This is a genomic window from Streptomyces sp. NPDC046379, from assembly GCF_055587785.1.
On the sequence record NZ_JBVJFP010000012.1, the window covers coordinates 47380 to 60466 of the forward strand.

Sequence of the window (13087 nt, forward strand, 5' to 3'; positions counted from 1 at the left end):
AACTTGGCGGCGGTAAATAAACAACTCCGGGGCATCTCTCTCAAGTGGGATGGACGCATACCGTTTTCCCGTGAGCGGAGGAGGTGGCGGCGGTGGCCGGCAGCAGCGGTAGTTCGCCCCGGGAGATAGCGGAGGCCCTGCGCCAGCGGATCCGGGCCGGGGACTTGAAGGCGGGGGAGCGGCTGCCCACGCAGGCTGAGCTGGCGGCCGGCTTCGGAGTGGAGCGCGGTGCCGTCCGTCAGGCGCTGCGCATCCTGCACGCGGACGGCATGCTCGCCGGCACCGGCCGGGGCAGCCCTCCGCGCGTCGCCGAGCCGCCCCGCACGGACCACGAGCCGCAGCCGGCCACGGTCGCCCTGGCCCCGCGCCTCGCGGAGGCCTTCGCGGCCCCGCACGTCCGCATGGACGCCGTCTCGCTCACCGCCCAGACCCTGATGCTGGCCCTGACCGAGCCGGTGCGGCTGATCCACGAGGGCCGCATCCGCCCCGAGTCGATCGACCTGCGCGTCCTGGTGCCCTCGCGCAACATCAGCCTCGCCTTCCCGGTCCCGGTCGACGGCGAGGACGACGACGAGACGCTCCACGACCGGTGGCTGGCCCGGCGCAACGCGCAGTGCCTGGTCATCCGGCACAACCTGCACAGCCTGCGCCACTCCCACGGCATCCGGGTGAACGTGTCGTTCCGCGCGCTGCCCTTCACCCCGCCGGTGAAGCTGTACCTGCTGAACGGGACCGAGGTCCTCATGGCGTACTACCTGGTCACCCGCCGGGAGGAGGAGGGGGAGGAGGGCGAGGGGCTGGAGATGTACGACGTCCTGGGCTCGCAGGCGCTGTTGTTCTCCTTCGAGCGGGGCGTCGGCCGACGTGACGCGGCCTTCGTCGAACAGTCCGAGCGGTGGTTCGAGGCGCTGTGGAACACCGTCACCACGGAGTTGACGCTGGGCTAGCGTCGCTGCGTCCGGCGGCCCCGGCCACGCCCCGGTGTGCCGCGAACTGATCCGGTGACGACGCACACCACGGAGAACCTCCACGAACTGATCACGCGTGCCCGCTGTGTGCTCTTCGACTTCGACGGGCCGGTCTGCCGGCTGTTCGCCGGGCACTCCGCGACGCGGGTGACGCGCGCGCTGGTCGCGCTGCTGGCCGAGCGGGGCGCGCTCGGCCTGCTCACCGAGGAGGAGCGGTGGTCGTCGGACCCCGGGTCGTGCTGCGGGCCGTGCACGGGCGGCAGTCCCGACGGGAACTGGTGGTGGACCTGGAGGAGCGGCTCACCCAGGAGGAACTGCGGGCGGCGGTGAGCGCGCGGCCGACCGCCTTCGCCGACTCCGTGGTGCGGGGGTGGGCGCGGCGGGGCGTCCGGCTGGCGGTCACGACCAACAACTCGCCGCGCGCGGTGCGGGCGTGTCTGGCCCGGCGCGGGCTCGAGCAGTGCTTCGCCCCGCACGTCTACGGCCGCACCCAGGACCCCGGTGGGGAGCACTTGGCGCAGTGAGGGCCGGGGTTGCGGGCCGCAGTGCGGCCGGCTGGGGGAGAGAGTTCTGTGGGGCCGGACTGCGGGGAGGTCTGCCGGGCCCTGGGGAAGGTCACCGCGGGCCCGGTGAGGGGATGCCGGACCCGCGTGGCAAGCCGTCGGGCCCCCGAGCTGCCGGTCCGCCCCCCGCGACGGCCACTCGGGGGCCGGACCGGCCGTTCGGGGAGGGCCGGATCGCCCGCTCGGGGGGCGGCGGGCCCGCGCGGCCGTCGGGCCCCGGGCGGACGGCCGCGGCGGAGGCGTCAGCGGCGGCCGAGGAGTTCCGTGACCCTCAGATACCCGTCCGTGCCGTGTCCCAGGGCGATGACCCGGCGGGCCTGGCCCTCGATCGCGCGCATCACGCTCGCGTCGATGCCGTGGGACTCCGAGGCGTGGACGATGTGGGACATGGTGGAGGCCGCCGAGGTGATCGGGTTCAGCTCGCCCGAGTAGGTCCCGCTGTCGACGTCGCCCGCGAACTCCTCCATCAGAGGCGGCAGGATCGCGGCGATCCCCTGGGCGTACGGCGTCAGTTCGCGGGCGGTGACGCCCTCCGCCCGGGCGACGGCCAGGGCGTGCGCGTAGCCCGCCATCGACGTCCAGAAGACGTCGAGCAGCGCCACGTCGTACGCCGCCGCCCGCCCCACGTCCTCGCCGAGGTGGGTGTGGGAGCCGCCGAGGACGTCCAGGACCGGCCGGTGCTCCTCGTACACGTCCGCCGGTCCGCTGTAGAGGAACACCGCGTCCGGCGTGCCGATGCTCGGTGTCGGCGTCATGATCGCGCCGTCCAGGTAGCGCACGCCGTGCCGGGCGGCCCAGTCGGCGGTGTCGCGCGCGCGGTCGGGGGTGTCGGCGCTGAGGTTCACGAGCGTGCGCCCTTTGAGGGCGGCGGCGACCTCGTCCCGGCGCAGGATCGCGTCGCCGGCGTCGTAGTTGACGACGCAGAGCACGGTCAGCGCGCTCGCGGCGACGGCCTCCTCGGCCGAGTGCGCGCCGGTCGCGCCGCGGGCGACCAGCTCGGCGTCCCGGCCGGGGGTGCGGTTCCACACGGTGGTCCGCAGTCCGGCGTTCAGGAAGGCGCCGGCCAGGGCCCGTCCCATGGGGCCCAGACCGAGCACGGTGACGGTGGCGGGGGCGCCGTCGGAGGACGGCGCGAAGTGCGTGGACATGCGGCAACTCCCTTGCATAGCCTGGGAACAGAAGTGGCGAGTGGTGACGAAAGGGGTGGTCATGGCGCGCAGTCGTGCGCACGACACGAACGTCTGCGGAGTGACCGCCGCGATCGCGGTGATCGACGGCAAGTGGAAGACGTCCCTGCTGTGGCTGCTGGAGTCCGGCCCGCACCGCCCCGGCGAACTGCGCCGGAAGCTGCCCGGGCTCAGCGAGAAGGTGCTGACCCAGGCGCTGCGCGAGATGGAGGAGGACGGCCTCGTGCACCGCGAGGTGCACGACGTGCTGCCGCTGAAGACCGTCTACTCCCTGACCGACTTCGGCCGCGACCTGTCCGAGGCGCTGGCCCCCCTCTCCGCGTGGGGACACCGCCGCCTGGACCGGCTCGCCGCCGAGGCCGTCCCGGCCTCCTGACCACCTGCGACCAGCTTTCCGCCGGTCAGGTGCGGTGCCAAGTACCCACAAAAAAGTGGGTACGCCGGCCCTGCTGCCGCGTTGCCGGCTGCCCCGTCGGTCCCGTCGGCCCTGCGCCCTCCGTCTACACGAGTGAGAACGACAGCCACCCCGACAGCGACCGCAGGAACCCGACCGCGTCGAACATCTCCCCGGCCGACGCCGCCCCGGCCGCGTGGGCCCGTCCGTCCCGGATCCGCCCGTCGAGGACGCGTCCGTCCCGGTTCGGCTCGTCGCGGGCCCGTCCGTCGCGGACTCGCCCGTCGAGCAGCCGTACGACCGCCTCCACGGCCAGCAGCGCGCTGGTCGCGTAGATGTCCCGCCCGCGGGCCACCGCGCGCCGCCGCTCGGTGCCGGAGCGCACGACGACGTCGACCAGGAACGTCTGCGCCGAGCGCCCGCTCGCGTCGGCCGGCGTCGGCGGCGGGGTGTCCGGCGCCGCCAGGTCCCTGACCGCCTCCACCGTCATGCAGGTGTGGATCACCGGGGCCGTGAGGTGGTGCGGGATGGTCACGCTGTCCGCGGTGGTGAACTCCTCCAGCACGTCCCGCTCGCCGACCGGCTCCGGGAAGCGCCAGCGGCCGGCGGGCGCCTGGCCGGTGCGCAGTTCCAGCCGGCCGTCCGTGTAGACCGGGCGCCGGTCGCCGCGGCGCTGCCGGGAGACCCTGCCGGACGCGCGGGTGCCGGGGGTGGGGTGCCAGCTGCTGAGTGCGTAGGCGAGGAACACCTCGTCGGCCGACGGCAGTTCGGCGAGCGCGGCCGTGGCCAGCAGGTCGCCGAGTCCGCCGTGGAACGCCATCCCCGGCACCACGGCCGTCCCGGCCTCGCGGGCCCGCGCGTCGAAGTGCGCGAGGGTGTCGGCCACCGCCTCGATCTCCGCCGCGATGTCGACGTACGGGATCCTCGCCCGCAGCGCCGCCTCTATCACCGGGGCGGCCGTGTCGGCGAAGGGGCCGGCGCAGTTGATCACGGCCGTGGCGCCGTACAGCGCCGCGTCGAGCGAGTCCGCGTCCTCCACGAACGCCGGCCGCGCCTCCAGGCCCATGGGGAGCGTCACCAGCAACGCCCCGAGCCTGCCGGGATCGCGCCCGACCAGGATCGGCGTCAGCCCTCGCTCCAGCAGCTCCGCCACGACGAAGCGGCCGGTGTGCCCGTACGCCCCGAACACCGTCACCGTGCGACCCGCATCCATGGTGGTCCCCTCTGCTCCCAGCACTCCTCGACTGCATGGGCCTCATCGTGCTGGCGACCGGCCACGGCCACGAGGGGCGGAAAGGCCACCGGCCGTACACTTTCCGACACGGGGGCCGTCGCCCCGGCCGTCACGGCCGGCGCACGGCACTTCGAACTCGCCGCGGGCTGCGATGTCTTCGGCGTCCACCGCTCCGACCTCACCGACCCCTGGTACGACGTCGCCCTCTGCGGCTCGGCCGGCGTGCGCTCGGCGGTGACGGGGAGCCGGAGCGTGGCGCTTGCCCGGAGCGTGGCGTTCACTCGGACCGTGGCGTTCGCTCGGACCGTGGCGCTTGCCCGCGCGGTGTCGCGCGGCCTGCCGCCGAGCCCCCGGTCACGGGCACGCCGGGGTTGTTCCCGCCCGGCCGTGAGGCGGAGCCGTACGGCGACGCCCGGCCCGCTGCCGACGCCCCGGTCACTTCCCCGCCCGGCGGACCCGCCTGACCTCGGCGTCGATCGCCCAGATGTCCGCCAACGGCCCCATGTGCGCGAGCTTGTCGGGGTTGAGCACCGCGCGGATCGACTGGATCCGCCCGCCCAGCACGTCGAGCGTCCAGACGTTGAACACCAGGCCCTCCCGGTCCCGGAAGACCGCCCCCGGCTGGCCGTTCACCTCGTGCGGCTGCCAGCCGAGCCCCGCGCGGGCGAGCACGGGGCCGTACGCGAGGAGCAGTTGGATGACTTTCTCGACGCCGGCGACGGTGCGCGCGAACTGCGGGGCGTTGCCGCCGCCGTCGCCGACCACATGGACGTCCGCGGCCAGCGCAGCCCGCAGTCCGTGGACGTCGCCCTCGCGCATCGCGTCGAAGAACCGCGCCGCCAGCTCCTCGCGCTCCTTGCGGTCCGCCTCGTACCGGGGCCGCCCCGCCTCCATGTGCCGCCGGGCGCGCACCGCCAGCTGCCGGCACGCCGACTCCGACCGGCCCACCGCCGAGGCGACGTCGGCGAAGCGGAACCCGAACACCTCCCGCAGCACGAACACCGCCCGCTCCAGCGGACTGAGCCGCTCCAGCAGCAGCAGGGCCGCCACCGACACCGAGTCGGCCAGCTCCGCCGACCGCTCCGGGTCGTCGTACGGGTCGCTGAGCAGCGGCTCGGGAAGCCAGTGGCCGACGTACTCCTCCCGGCGGCTCCGCGCCGAGCGCAGGACGTCGATGGCGACGCGGGTGACCACGGCCGACAGGAACGCCTTGGCCGAGGCGGGCCGCGTGGGGGTGGCCTCGTAGCGCAGCCAGGTCTCCTGGACGGAGTCCTCGGCCTCGGCCACGCTGCCGAGGATGCGGTAGGCGATCGAGAACAACAGCGGGCGCAGTTCCTCGAACGTTTCGGTACGGCTCATGCCGCCATTTCCTTGAAGCCCTGGCGCCACGAGGGGTGGCGCGGTTCCCAGCCCAGTTCGCGTTTGGCCTTGGCGTTGGAGAAGCCGCGCCCCTGGGTCGTCATGGCCACCGCCACCTCGCCGGCCGGCAGCCGGGCCGGCCACCGGGACATCCGCAGCGGCGGTCTCGCCCCCGCGCACGCGGCCAGGTGCGGCAGCCACTGCGAGGCCGGCGCCGGTTCGTCGTCGACGATGCCGAACACGCCCCGGGGGCGCTGCTCGACGGCCACGACGGTGGCGTCCGCCGCGTCATCGACGTGCACCCACGAGGTGTGGCCGGGACCGCCTCCGACCAGCGGGAACTCCCGTCGGCGCACGAGCCAGGCCAGGTCGTCCAGGGCGCCCGGGCCGTACAGGAGGCCGTAGCGCAGGGCCGCGCCGCCCTCCTCGACGACGGAGTCCTCGAGGTGGCGGAGCGCCTGCGTCACCTCCGCCAGCTTCGTGCCCGTCCCCGGCTCCAGCGGATCCTCCTCCGACTTCACCCAGCCGCCCTCGCGCACACCGTTCCAGGCGCCGAAGCTCTGCGCGACCACGTACGACACACCGGTCGCCGCGGCGGCGGCCAGCAGATGGTCCAGCCCCTGCGTGCGCAGCCGGTTGGTGGCGGCCCAGCGGTCGAAGTGCCGCAGGTGGGGCACCCCGGCCAGCGAGGTCATCTGGTGCACGATCACGTCCGGCCGGGCCCTGGCCACCGTCTCACCGACCGACACCGCGTCCAGCCCGTCCATCACGACCGCCTCCGCGCCGAGGCACTCCAGCAGGCTCAGCCTGGACGCGCGGGTCGTCGTGGCCGTCACGACATGCCCCCTGGCCACCAGCCGGGGCACCAGCCTGCGCCCGACCACCCCGCTGCCGCCTGCGACGAACACCCGCATGATCTTCCTCCTCCCCATGCGCACGATCCCTCTCGCCCTTCAGACGTCATAGCGCGGCCGGGTGTGACACGGGGCGGGCGCGTGGGGGTGGGAAGGGGGCGCGCGTACGGGGGAATGCGGGTACTGGCCCGGACGGCCGGCCCGATCGCAGCCTCGACGGCCAGCTCCGCGCCCCCTCCCGGCCGCTCGCCGCGCCGCTGTCGTCAACGCGGTGCAGCGAGGTCTTCGGGCAGGGCCGTGAAAGGCGTCCCGAGGGGCGATCGTGCCGGTTCGGGTCCTGTGGCGTCCTCACTCCCTCGGCGCCCTCGGCGACGGACGCCCGCCGCATCCGCTACTCGACCTCGAACTCCTCGGCCGAGTCCGGCCGGGTGGCGCGTCGGCAGCGGGGGACGCACTATTGCAAGCGCCTGCTTGCAATAGTTAGCGCGACGGGGCATGGTGGAGGCATGGCATCGCTCAACGTCGGCAATCTCGGCGAGTATCTGCGCGAACAGCGGCGCAACGCGCAGTTGTCGCTGCGGCAGCTCGCCGATGCCGCCGGGGTGTCCAATCCGTATCTGAGCCAGATCGAGCGCGGGCTGCGCAAGCCCAGCGCGGAAGTGCTCCAGCAGGTCGCCAAGGCGCTGCGGATCTCCGCCGAGACGCTCTACGTGCGGGCCGGGATCCTCGACGCCGAGCGTGACCGGGACGCGATCGAGACCCGGGCCGTGATCCTGGCCGACCCGACGCTGACCGAGCGGCAGAAGCAGGTGCTGCTCCAGGTGTACGAGTCGTTCCGCAAGGAGAACGGCTTCGACGTTGACGCCGACGCCGACGCCGGGCCCCTCATACCCGGTGACGGCGCCGATGGCGCCGCCACCGACGACTCCGGCCCGCGGCGGCGCAGCGCCGGCTGAGCGCTGCCGGTGCGGCCGGGCGGCCGTACCGCCGCCGTACTCAAAACCCTCATACCGAAAGCCACTGGGAGGACCACCACCATGGCCGTCACCGACGATTTGCGTAAGACGTTCCGCGACCCGAAGCCCCTCTACTTCGCCGCCGGCACCGCCGACCTCGCACTCCAGCAGGCCCGGAAGGTGCCCGGTCTGGTCGAACAGCTGCGCGCCGAGGCCCCGGCCCGGATCGAGGCCGTCCGCAACGCCGACCCGAAGGCCGTGCAGGAGAAGGCCACCGCGCGGGTCAAGGAGACACAGGAGACCCTGCAGACCAAGGTCAACGAGTTCATCGGCTCCCTCGACGCGGACTTCAAGAAGCTCGGCGAGACGGCCCAGGACCTCGCCCTGCGCAGCGTCGGCGTCGCCGCGGAGTACGCGGTGCGGGCCCGTGAGACCTACGAGAAGGTCGCCGAGCACGGCGAGCAGACCCTGCGGACCTGGCGCGGCGAGGCGGCCGAGGAGATCGAGGAGCTGGCGATCGCCGTGGAGCCGGATGCCAAGCCGGCCCAGGCGGACCGGGCCGCCGACGCCGACGAGCCGGCCGGTGCGACGACCGCGTCCGCCTCGGCCGCGGAGAAGAAGCCCGCCGCCAAGAAGGCTCCGGCCGCCCGCAAGCCCGCCGCGAAGAAGACGACGCCGCCGGCCAAGTGAGGTCGGCTCACCCGAAGGGGTGAACATCACGGGTCGGGCACTCCTGGGGTGCCCGGCCCGTTCTCCGGGTACCGGGCCCTCGGAGGCGGGTACGGTGACCGCGAAGAGACGTACGGATTCGGGTGGTGGACGTTGTGCTGATGCAGGGATTCGCCGGGTTCATGTGGCTGTTGAGCATGGCCCTGATCCTTTTCAGCGGTTTCGCGCTGATCGACGCCGCCACGCGCCGCGAGGACGCCTACCGCGCGGCCGACAAGCAGACCAAGCCGTTCTGGCTGATCATCCTCGGGCTCGCCTTCGTGGTGAACCTGATCTTCAACATCCTGTCGTTCCTGCCGATCATCGGCCTGATCGCCACCATCGTGTACGTCGTCGACGTCCGCCCGGCCCTGCGCGGCCTGTCGGGCGGCGGCCGCAGCCGCAGAGGCTCCAGCAGCGACGGGCCGTACGGGCCGTACAACGGCGGTCGCTGACCCGCGGGGGACGCAGGCCCGCCCGGCCCGGCCGGGGGCCTACGGGGACTACGGCTCCCGGTCCAGCAGCAGCACCGCCACGTCGTCCGTCAGCTCGCCGCCGTTGAGCTTGCGGACCTCGTTGACCGCCTCGCGCAGCAGCCGCTCGCCCCGCATGCCCTGTTCCAGCAGGCGGTGCACCATCTCCACCATGCCGTCCTGACCGAGCCGCTCCCGGCCCTCGCCGACGCGGCCCTCGATGAGGCCGTCGGTGTAGAGCATCAGGCTCCACTCCGCACCGAGCTGCACCTGCATCCGCGGCCAGCGGGCGCCCTGCAGCAGCCCGAGGGCGGGGCCGTTGTTGTCGTACGGCAGCAGCCGGGGCGCGCGGCCCGGTACGGCGATCAGCGGTGCCGGGTGGCCCGCCAGGCACAGGCCGGCGCGGCGGCCGTCCGGCGCGATGTCCACCGTGCACAGCGTCGCGAAGATCTCGTCGTCCGCGCGCTCGTGCTCCAGCACCTGCTGGAGCGTGCCGAGCAGCTCGTCGCCGCACAGCCCGGCCAGTGTCAGGGCGCGCCAGGCGATGCGCAGCTCCACGCCGAGGGCGGCCTCGTCCGGGCCGTGGCCGCAGACGTCGCCGATCATGGCGTGCACGGTGCCGTCCGGGGTGCGCACGACGTCGTAGAAGTCGCCGCCGAGCAGGGCGCGGGAGCGGCCGGGGCGGTAGCGGGCGGCGAAGCGCAGCGGAGACCCGTCGAGGAGCGGCGTGGGCAGCAGCCCGCGCTCCAGCCGGCGGTTCTCCTGGGCGCGCATTCGGCCCTCGGCGAGGCGCCGCTCGGCCGTGTCGGATCGTTTCCGCTCGACGGCGTACCGGATCGCCCGGCTCAGCAGCCGGCCGTCCAGCTCGTCGCGGAAGAGATAGTCCTGTGCGCCCACGCGTACCGCCTCGGCGCCGCGTTCGGCGTCGCCGGACGCGGTGAGGGCGAGGACGGCGTGCCGGGGCGCGAGCTCGAGTACGTGGCGCAGTACGGCCAGCTCGTCGTCGTCCGCGTCGCCGGGGCGTCCGGGGGCGGTCAGCGCGAGGTCCAGGAGTATGCAGTGGACGTCGTCGGTGAGCAGCCGCTCGGCCTCGGTGAGGTTGCGGGCGGTGCGGATCCGGATGGGCTTGCCGGCCTGGTCGAGCAGCTCGGGCACGATCGGCGAGCCGCCGGGGTCGTCCTCGATCAGCAGCAGCGTCAGATTGGCTTGGGAGCTGTTCTCGGCCGTCTGTTCCCTGCGCGAAGCCTCGTCCTTCGCGAGGCCGCCGACGGTGGGCGCGGCCGGCGCCTGACCACTCTCCGCGGCCGGGATCGCTCTCTGCCGCGGTACGGGTGCGGGCATTGTCGTGAGTTCCTTCCCTCCCCCCGAGGGCACGGCGGGGCGAGGGACCTCGACCCACCGACGGGGACCATAGCGGGTGTCGGCACCGCAGCGGAATGGTGTGCGACACCCCGCCGGGCCGGTAAGGGCCGTCATATGCCGCGTTTCCTGCCGCAGTTGGACACGGCGGCCGTCAGGACGGGATGACGAAGGTCACGTCCGGCGGGAGTTCGGCGGGAGATCGGCGGGGTGGGGGTGCGCCGGGTCACGTGGTGGAGGTCACCGTGGCATGTTCGGCGCGGGTCACCGTGGTGTTTCCGGCTGCCGGCAGGCCCGCCGGTCGGACGTCAGCCGCGCGCACCGCCACCCGGGCGCCCGGGCGGCGGAGCCTCCCGTCAGGCTCCGTCCGGCCGCACGACCCCCAGGATCGGCAGGGAGCCCGCGCCCGCCGTGGTCACCGTCCGCCCGGGGCGCGGGGCGTGCACCATCGTGCCGTCGCCGATGTACATGCCGACGTGGGTGGCGTCGTCGAAGTAGATGATGAGGTCGCCGGGGCGCATGTCCTCGACCGCCACGCGCGGCAGCTGCCGCCACTGTTCCTGCGAGGTGCGCGGGATGGTGCTGCCGGCGCTGGCCCACGCCTGGGAGGTCAGGCCGGAGCAGTCGAAGGTCGCCGGGCCCTCGGCGCCCCATTCGTACGGCTTGCCGATCTGGGCCGTCGCGAACTTCACGGCCTTCTCGCCCTGCTCGGAGGCCTTCCCGGCGGCGCCGTCGAGGGCGCCGGTGTCCAGCCAGGCGTTCTGCGCGCGCTGGGCGGCGGCCCGCTCCAGCTCGGCGAGGCGCTCGCGCTCCTTCTTCTCCAGCCGGGACTCCAGCTTCTCGGCCTCCGCGATCCGCCGCTCGATCTTCTCGCGGGCGGTGGCCTTCGCCTTCCGGCCGGCCTCCATCTGCTTCAACTGGGCGGAGGCGTCGGCGGCGTACAGCTCCAGGTCCTGCTGGGTGCGGGTGGTCTGCTCCAGCAGGTGACGAGTCGCGCGCTCGCCCTGGCGGACCCGGCCGGTGCCGTCGAGGAACTCCTGCGGGTCGTCGCTGAGCATCAGATGCGCCTCGGGCGGAAGGCCGCCCGTGCGGTACTGCGCGGCTGCCGCGGCGCCGGTGCGGTTCTTCAGCTCGGCGAGCTTCTTCTTGCCCTCGACGATCTTCCCGGCCAGCTCGACGAGTTCGGCGGACTGCCGTTCGGCCCGCTCCTCGGCCGCGTTGTAGGCGTCGGTGGCGGCGGAGGCGGCGCGGTAGAGGCGCTCCAGCTTCTGCCGGACGGCCTCGAGCTCCTCGTTGGTGACGGGGGCCCGGGTCGTGGAGGCGGCGGCGGGCGGCGCGCCGGACGATGTGGACGCGGGGTCCGGCGCCGCGAACGCCGTCCCCGGCAGCGCCAGCACGGTGACCGCGCAGACGACGGTCACGGCGGCAGCGATCACGCTGCGCTTGGCCGTTGCCATACCATCCCCCAAAACTGATTTACCGTCAGTAACGCGTGGTCGTCGGGTGGATCGTGCCACGCCTCGCCGCAAAGCGACAGAGGCCCCGACACTCTCCGCGTCGGCGCCCGCTACGACGATCTCCCCGACTCCGAGACGAACGACTCACCCCGGATCGTTCCGCCCAGGCCGCGGCGCCGGGGGAACGAGGGGCGAAGGGGGCGCGTCCGGGGCGCGAAGTCGGCGAGTGCGGAGGAGAGTTGCTGTCGGCGGGGGAAGGGCGGGAGAACCGGCGGGCGGGGCGGGGCCGTGTCGCCCTGCGGGGGCGGGGCCGTCACGCCCGGCGGTACGGAGCCGTGTCGCTCGGCGGCGCCGAGCCGCGTCCCCGGCGCAGCTGGACCGTGTTCCCCGCAGCCTCAACCGCCTCACCCCCACGTGCCCGCGCCCCCCTGCAGTCCTCAACCGCCTCACCCCGCAGGGCCGCGTTCCCCGGCAGTCCTCAACCGCCTCACCGCGCGGGGCCGCGTTCCCCGGCAGTCCTCAACCGCCTCACCGCGCGGGGCCGCGTTCCCCGGCGGTCCTCAACCGCTTCACCCCCCCGCGAGACCGCGCCCCCCGCCGCAGCCTCCAACCGCCTCACCCCCGCGGCGCCAACGCCCCCCACCGCACCGTCACTTCCCCTTGACGCCACCGGGCGGGCCCGTCCGTCACCGGCCAGTCCGTCGTCAGGGAGCGGACGGTGCGCAGCCAGCGCTGGCGGGCGCCGTAGGAGGCGTAGGGGGCGGCGGCGGCCCAGGCGCGGTCGAAGTCGCGGAGGAAGGCGTGCACGGGCTCGCCGGGGACGTTGCGGTGGATCAGCGCCTTCGGCAGCCGTTCCGCCAGGTCCGAGGGGCGCTCCAGCGAGCCCAGCCGGGTGGCGAAGGTGACCGTGCGCGCCCCTTCGGGGCCGAGCGCGACCCAGACGTGCCGCCGCCCGATCTCGTCGCACGTCCCCTCGACCAGCAGCCCGCCCCGCGTCCCCGTCGCCGGGTCGGCCGGCGCGAGGCGCGCGCACAGCCGCTCCCAGACGCCGGCGACGTCCCCCTCGTCGTACTGGCGCAGCACATTGGCGGCCCGGATGAGGTGCGGGCGCCGGGGCAGCGGGATCTCGAAGCCGCCGTGCCGGAAGGCGAGCCCTTCGCGCTCGTACGGCCGTGCCGCGGCGACCCGTGCCGGTTCGATCTCGACGCCGACCACGCGCGCGTGGGGCGCGACCGTGCGCAGCCGGCCGAGCAGCTCGACGGCGGTCCAGGGGGCGGCGCCGTAACCGAGGTCGACGGCGACGGGGTCGGCGGCGCGGCGCAGCTCGGCGCCGTGGGTGGCGGCGATCCAGCGGTCCATGCGGCGCAGCCGGTTGGGATGCGTCGTACCGCGCGTGACCGTTCCCACGACGGGGGTGCGCCCGCTCGGGCGAAGCGCGGCGGGGGAGGGCATGCCATCGAGGGTAAGCGGCCAGGAGCGGGGGACTCGGACCGAGGTCGAACGGTTGAGCGAGAGGGGGTAATGATTCGGTAAAACCGCCCCGCGCCGAGGTCCGCCGGAAATGCGACCGCCCCG

At 74.1% G+C, this 13087-nt stretch carries 12 protein-coding genes and 1 pseudogene; 6 read left to right on the forward strand and 7 right to left on the reverse strand.

The window, feature by feature from the left end; genetic code table 11:
* Positions 1 to 92 precede the first annotated feature (92 nt).
* Together ACZ6KF_RS21490 and ACZ6KF_RS21495 are read left to right on the forward strand one after the other, a co-directional pair.
* On the forward strand, positions 93 to 947 hold the full coding sequence (locus ACZ6KF_RS21490; protein WP_469178192.1) for a GntR family transcriptional regulator: 855 nt from the start codon (positions 93 to 95) through the stop codon (positions 945 to 947).
* A gap of 54 nt (positions 948 to 1001) precedes the next feature.
* Positions 1002 to 1465: pseudogene (locus ACZ6KF_RS21495) on the forward strand (HAD family hydrolase); the annotation flags it as partial.
* Between the two features lie 308 nt (positions 1466 to 1773).
* Here the strand turns inward: ACZ6KF_RS21495 and ACZ6KF_RS21500 are convergent.
* The gene (locus tag ACZ6KF_RS21500; RefSeq protein WP_469239652.1) at positions 1774 to 2679 is read right to left on the reverse strand and encodes an NAD(P)-dependent oxidoreductase; all 906 of its coding nucleotides are present in this window, start codon (positions 2677 to 2679) and stop codon (positions 1774 to 1776) included.
* 61 nt (positions 2680 to 2740) lie between these two features.
* Between ACZ6KF_RS21500 and ACZ6KF_RS21505 the strand changes: the two genes are divergently transcribed.
* Positions 2741 to 3094, forward strand: a complete 354-nt coding sequence (locus ACZ6KF_RS21505; protein WP_356635493.1) for a winged helix-turn-helix transcriptional regulator — start codon at positions 2741 to 2743, stop codon at positions 3092 to 3094.
* A 124-nt stretch (positions 3095 to 3218) separates the two neighbouring features.
* Here the strand turns inward: ACZ6KF_RS21505 and ACZ6KF_RS21510 are convergent, their stop codons facing one another.
* From ACZ6KF_RS21510 to ACZ6KF_RS21520, 3 genes are all read right to left on the reverse strand, one after another.
* Positions 3219 to 4325 carry a saccharopine dehydrogenase NADP-binding domain-containing protein gene (locus ACZ6KF_RS21510; RefSeq protein ID WP_469239653.1) on the reverse strand — a complete coding sequence of 369 codons (1107 nt, stop codon included), beginning with the start codon at positions 4323 to 4325 and terminating at the stop codon, positions 3219 to 3221.
* A 456-nt stretch (positions 4326 to 4781) separates the two neighbouring features.
* A complete protein-coding gene (locus ACZ6KF_RS21515) occupies positions 4782 to 5705 on the reverse strand; it encodes an RNA polymerase sigma-70 factor (RefSeq protein ID WP_356635497.1) in 924 nt (307 codons plus the stop codon).
* Positions 5702 to 6619 (reverse strand): NAD-dependent epimerase/dehydratase family protein, encoded by a 918-nt coding sequence (locus ACZ6KF_RS21520; protein ID WP_469239655.1) that lies wholly within the window; start codon positions 6617 to 6619, stop codon positions 5702 to 5704. Before ACZ6KF_RS21520 ends, ACZ6KF_RS21515 begins: the two co-directional genes overlap by 4 nt.
* A gap of 446 nt (positions 6620 to 7065) precedes the next feature.
* Between ACZ6KF_RS21520 and ACZ6KF_RS21525 the strand changes: the two genes are divergently transcribed.
* The 3 genes from ACZ6KF_RS21525 (at position 7066) to ACZ6KF_RS21535 (ending at position 8678) form a co-directional block, all read left to right on the forward strand.
* Positions 7066 to 7515 (forward strand): helix-turn-helix domain-containing protein, encoded by a 450-nt coding sequence (locus ACZ6KF_RS21525; protein ID WP_356635501.1) that lies wholly within the window; start codon positions 7066 to 7068, stop codon positions 7513 to 7515.
* Positions 7516 to 7596: 81 nt separating this feature from the next.
* Positions 7597 to 8205, forward strand: coding sequence for a hypothetical protein (locus tag ACZ6KF_RS21530; RefSeq protein WP_356635503.1), 609 nt, complete (start codon positions 7597 to 7599; stop codon positions 8203 to 8205).
* Positions 8206 to 8345: 140 nt separating this feature from the next.
* Complete coding sequence (locus ACZ6KF_RS21535) at positions 8346 to 8678, forward strand: DUF2516 family protein (protein WP_356635526.1); 333 nt, start codon at positions 8346 to 8348, stop codon at positions 8676 to 8678.
* Positions 8679 to 8726: 48 nt separating this feature from the next.
* Here the strand turns inward: ACZ6KF_RS21535 and ACZ6KF_RS21540 are convergent, their stop codons facing one another.
* The 3 genes from ACZ6KF_RS21540 to ACZ6KF_RS21550 form a co-directional block, all read right to left on the reverse strand.
* Positions 8727 to 10037, reverse strand: a complete 1311-nt coding sequence (locus ACZ6KF_RS21540; RefSeq protein WP_356635505.1) for a PP2C family protein-serine/threonine phosphatase — start codon at positions 10035 to 10037, stop codon at positions 8727 to 8729.
* Between the two features lie 374 nt (positions 10038 to 10411).
* Positions 10412 to 11512, reverse strand: coding sequence for a C40 family peptidase (locus ACZ6KF_RS21545; protein ID WP_469158601.1), 1101 nt, complete (start codon positions 11510 to 11512; stop codon positions 10412 to 10414).
* 615 nt (positions 11513 to 12127) lie between these two features.
* Complete coding sequence (locus ACZ6KF_RS21550) at positions 12128 to 12964, reverse strand: class I SAM-dependent methyltransferase (protein WP_469178202.1); 837 nt, start codon at positions 12962 to 12964, stop codon at positions 12128 to 12130.
* Positions 12965 to 13087: the final 123 nt, after the last annotated feature.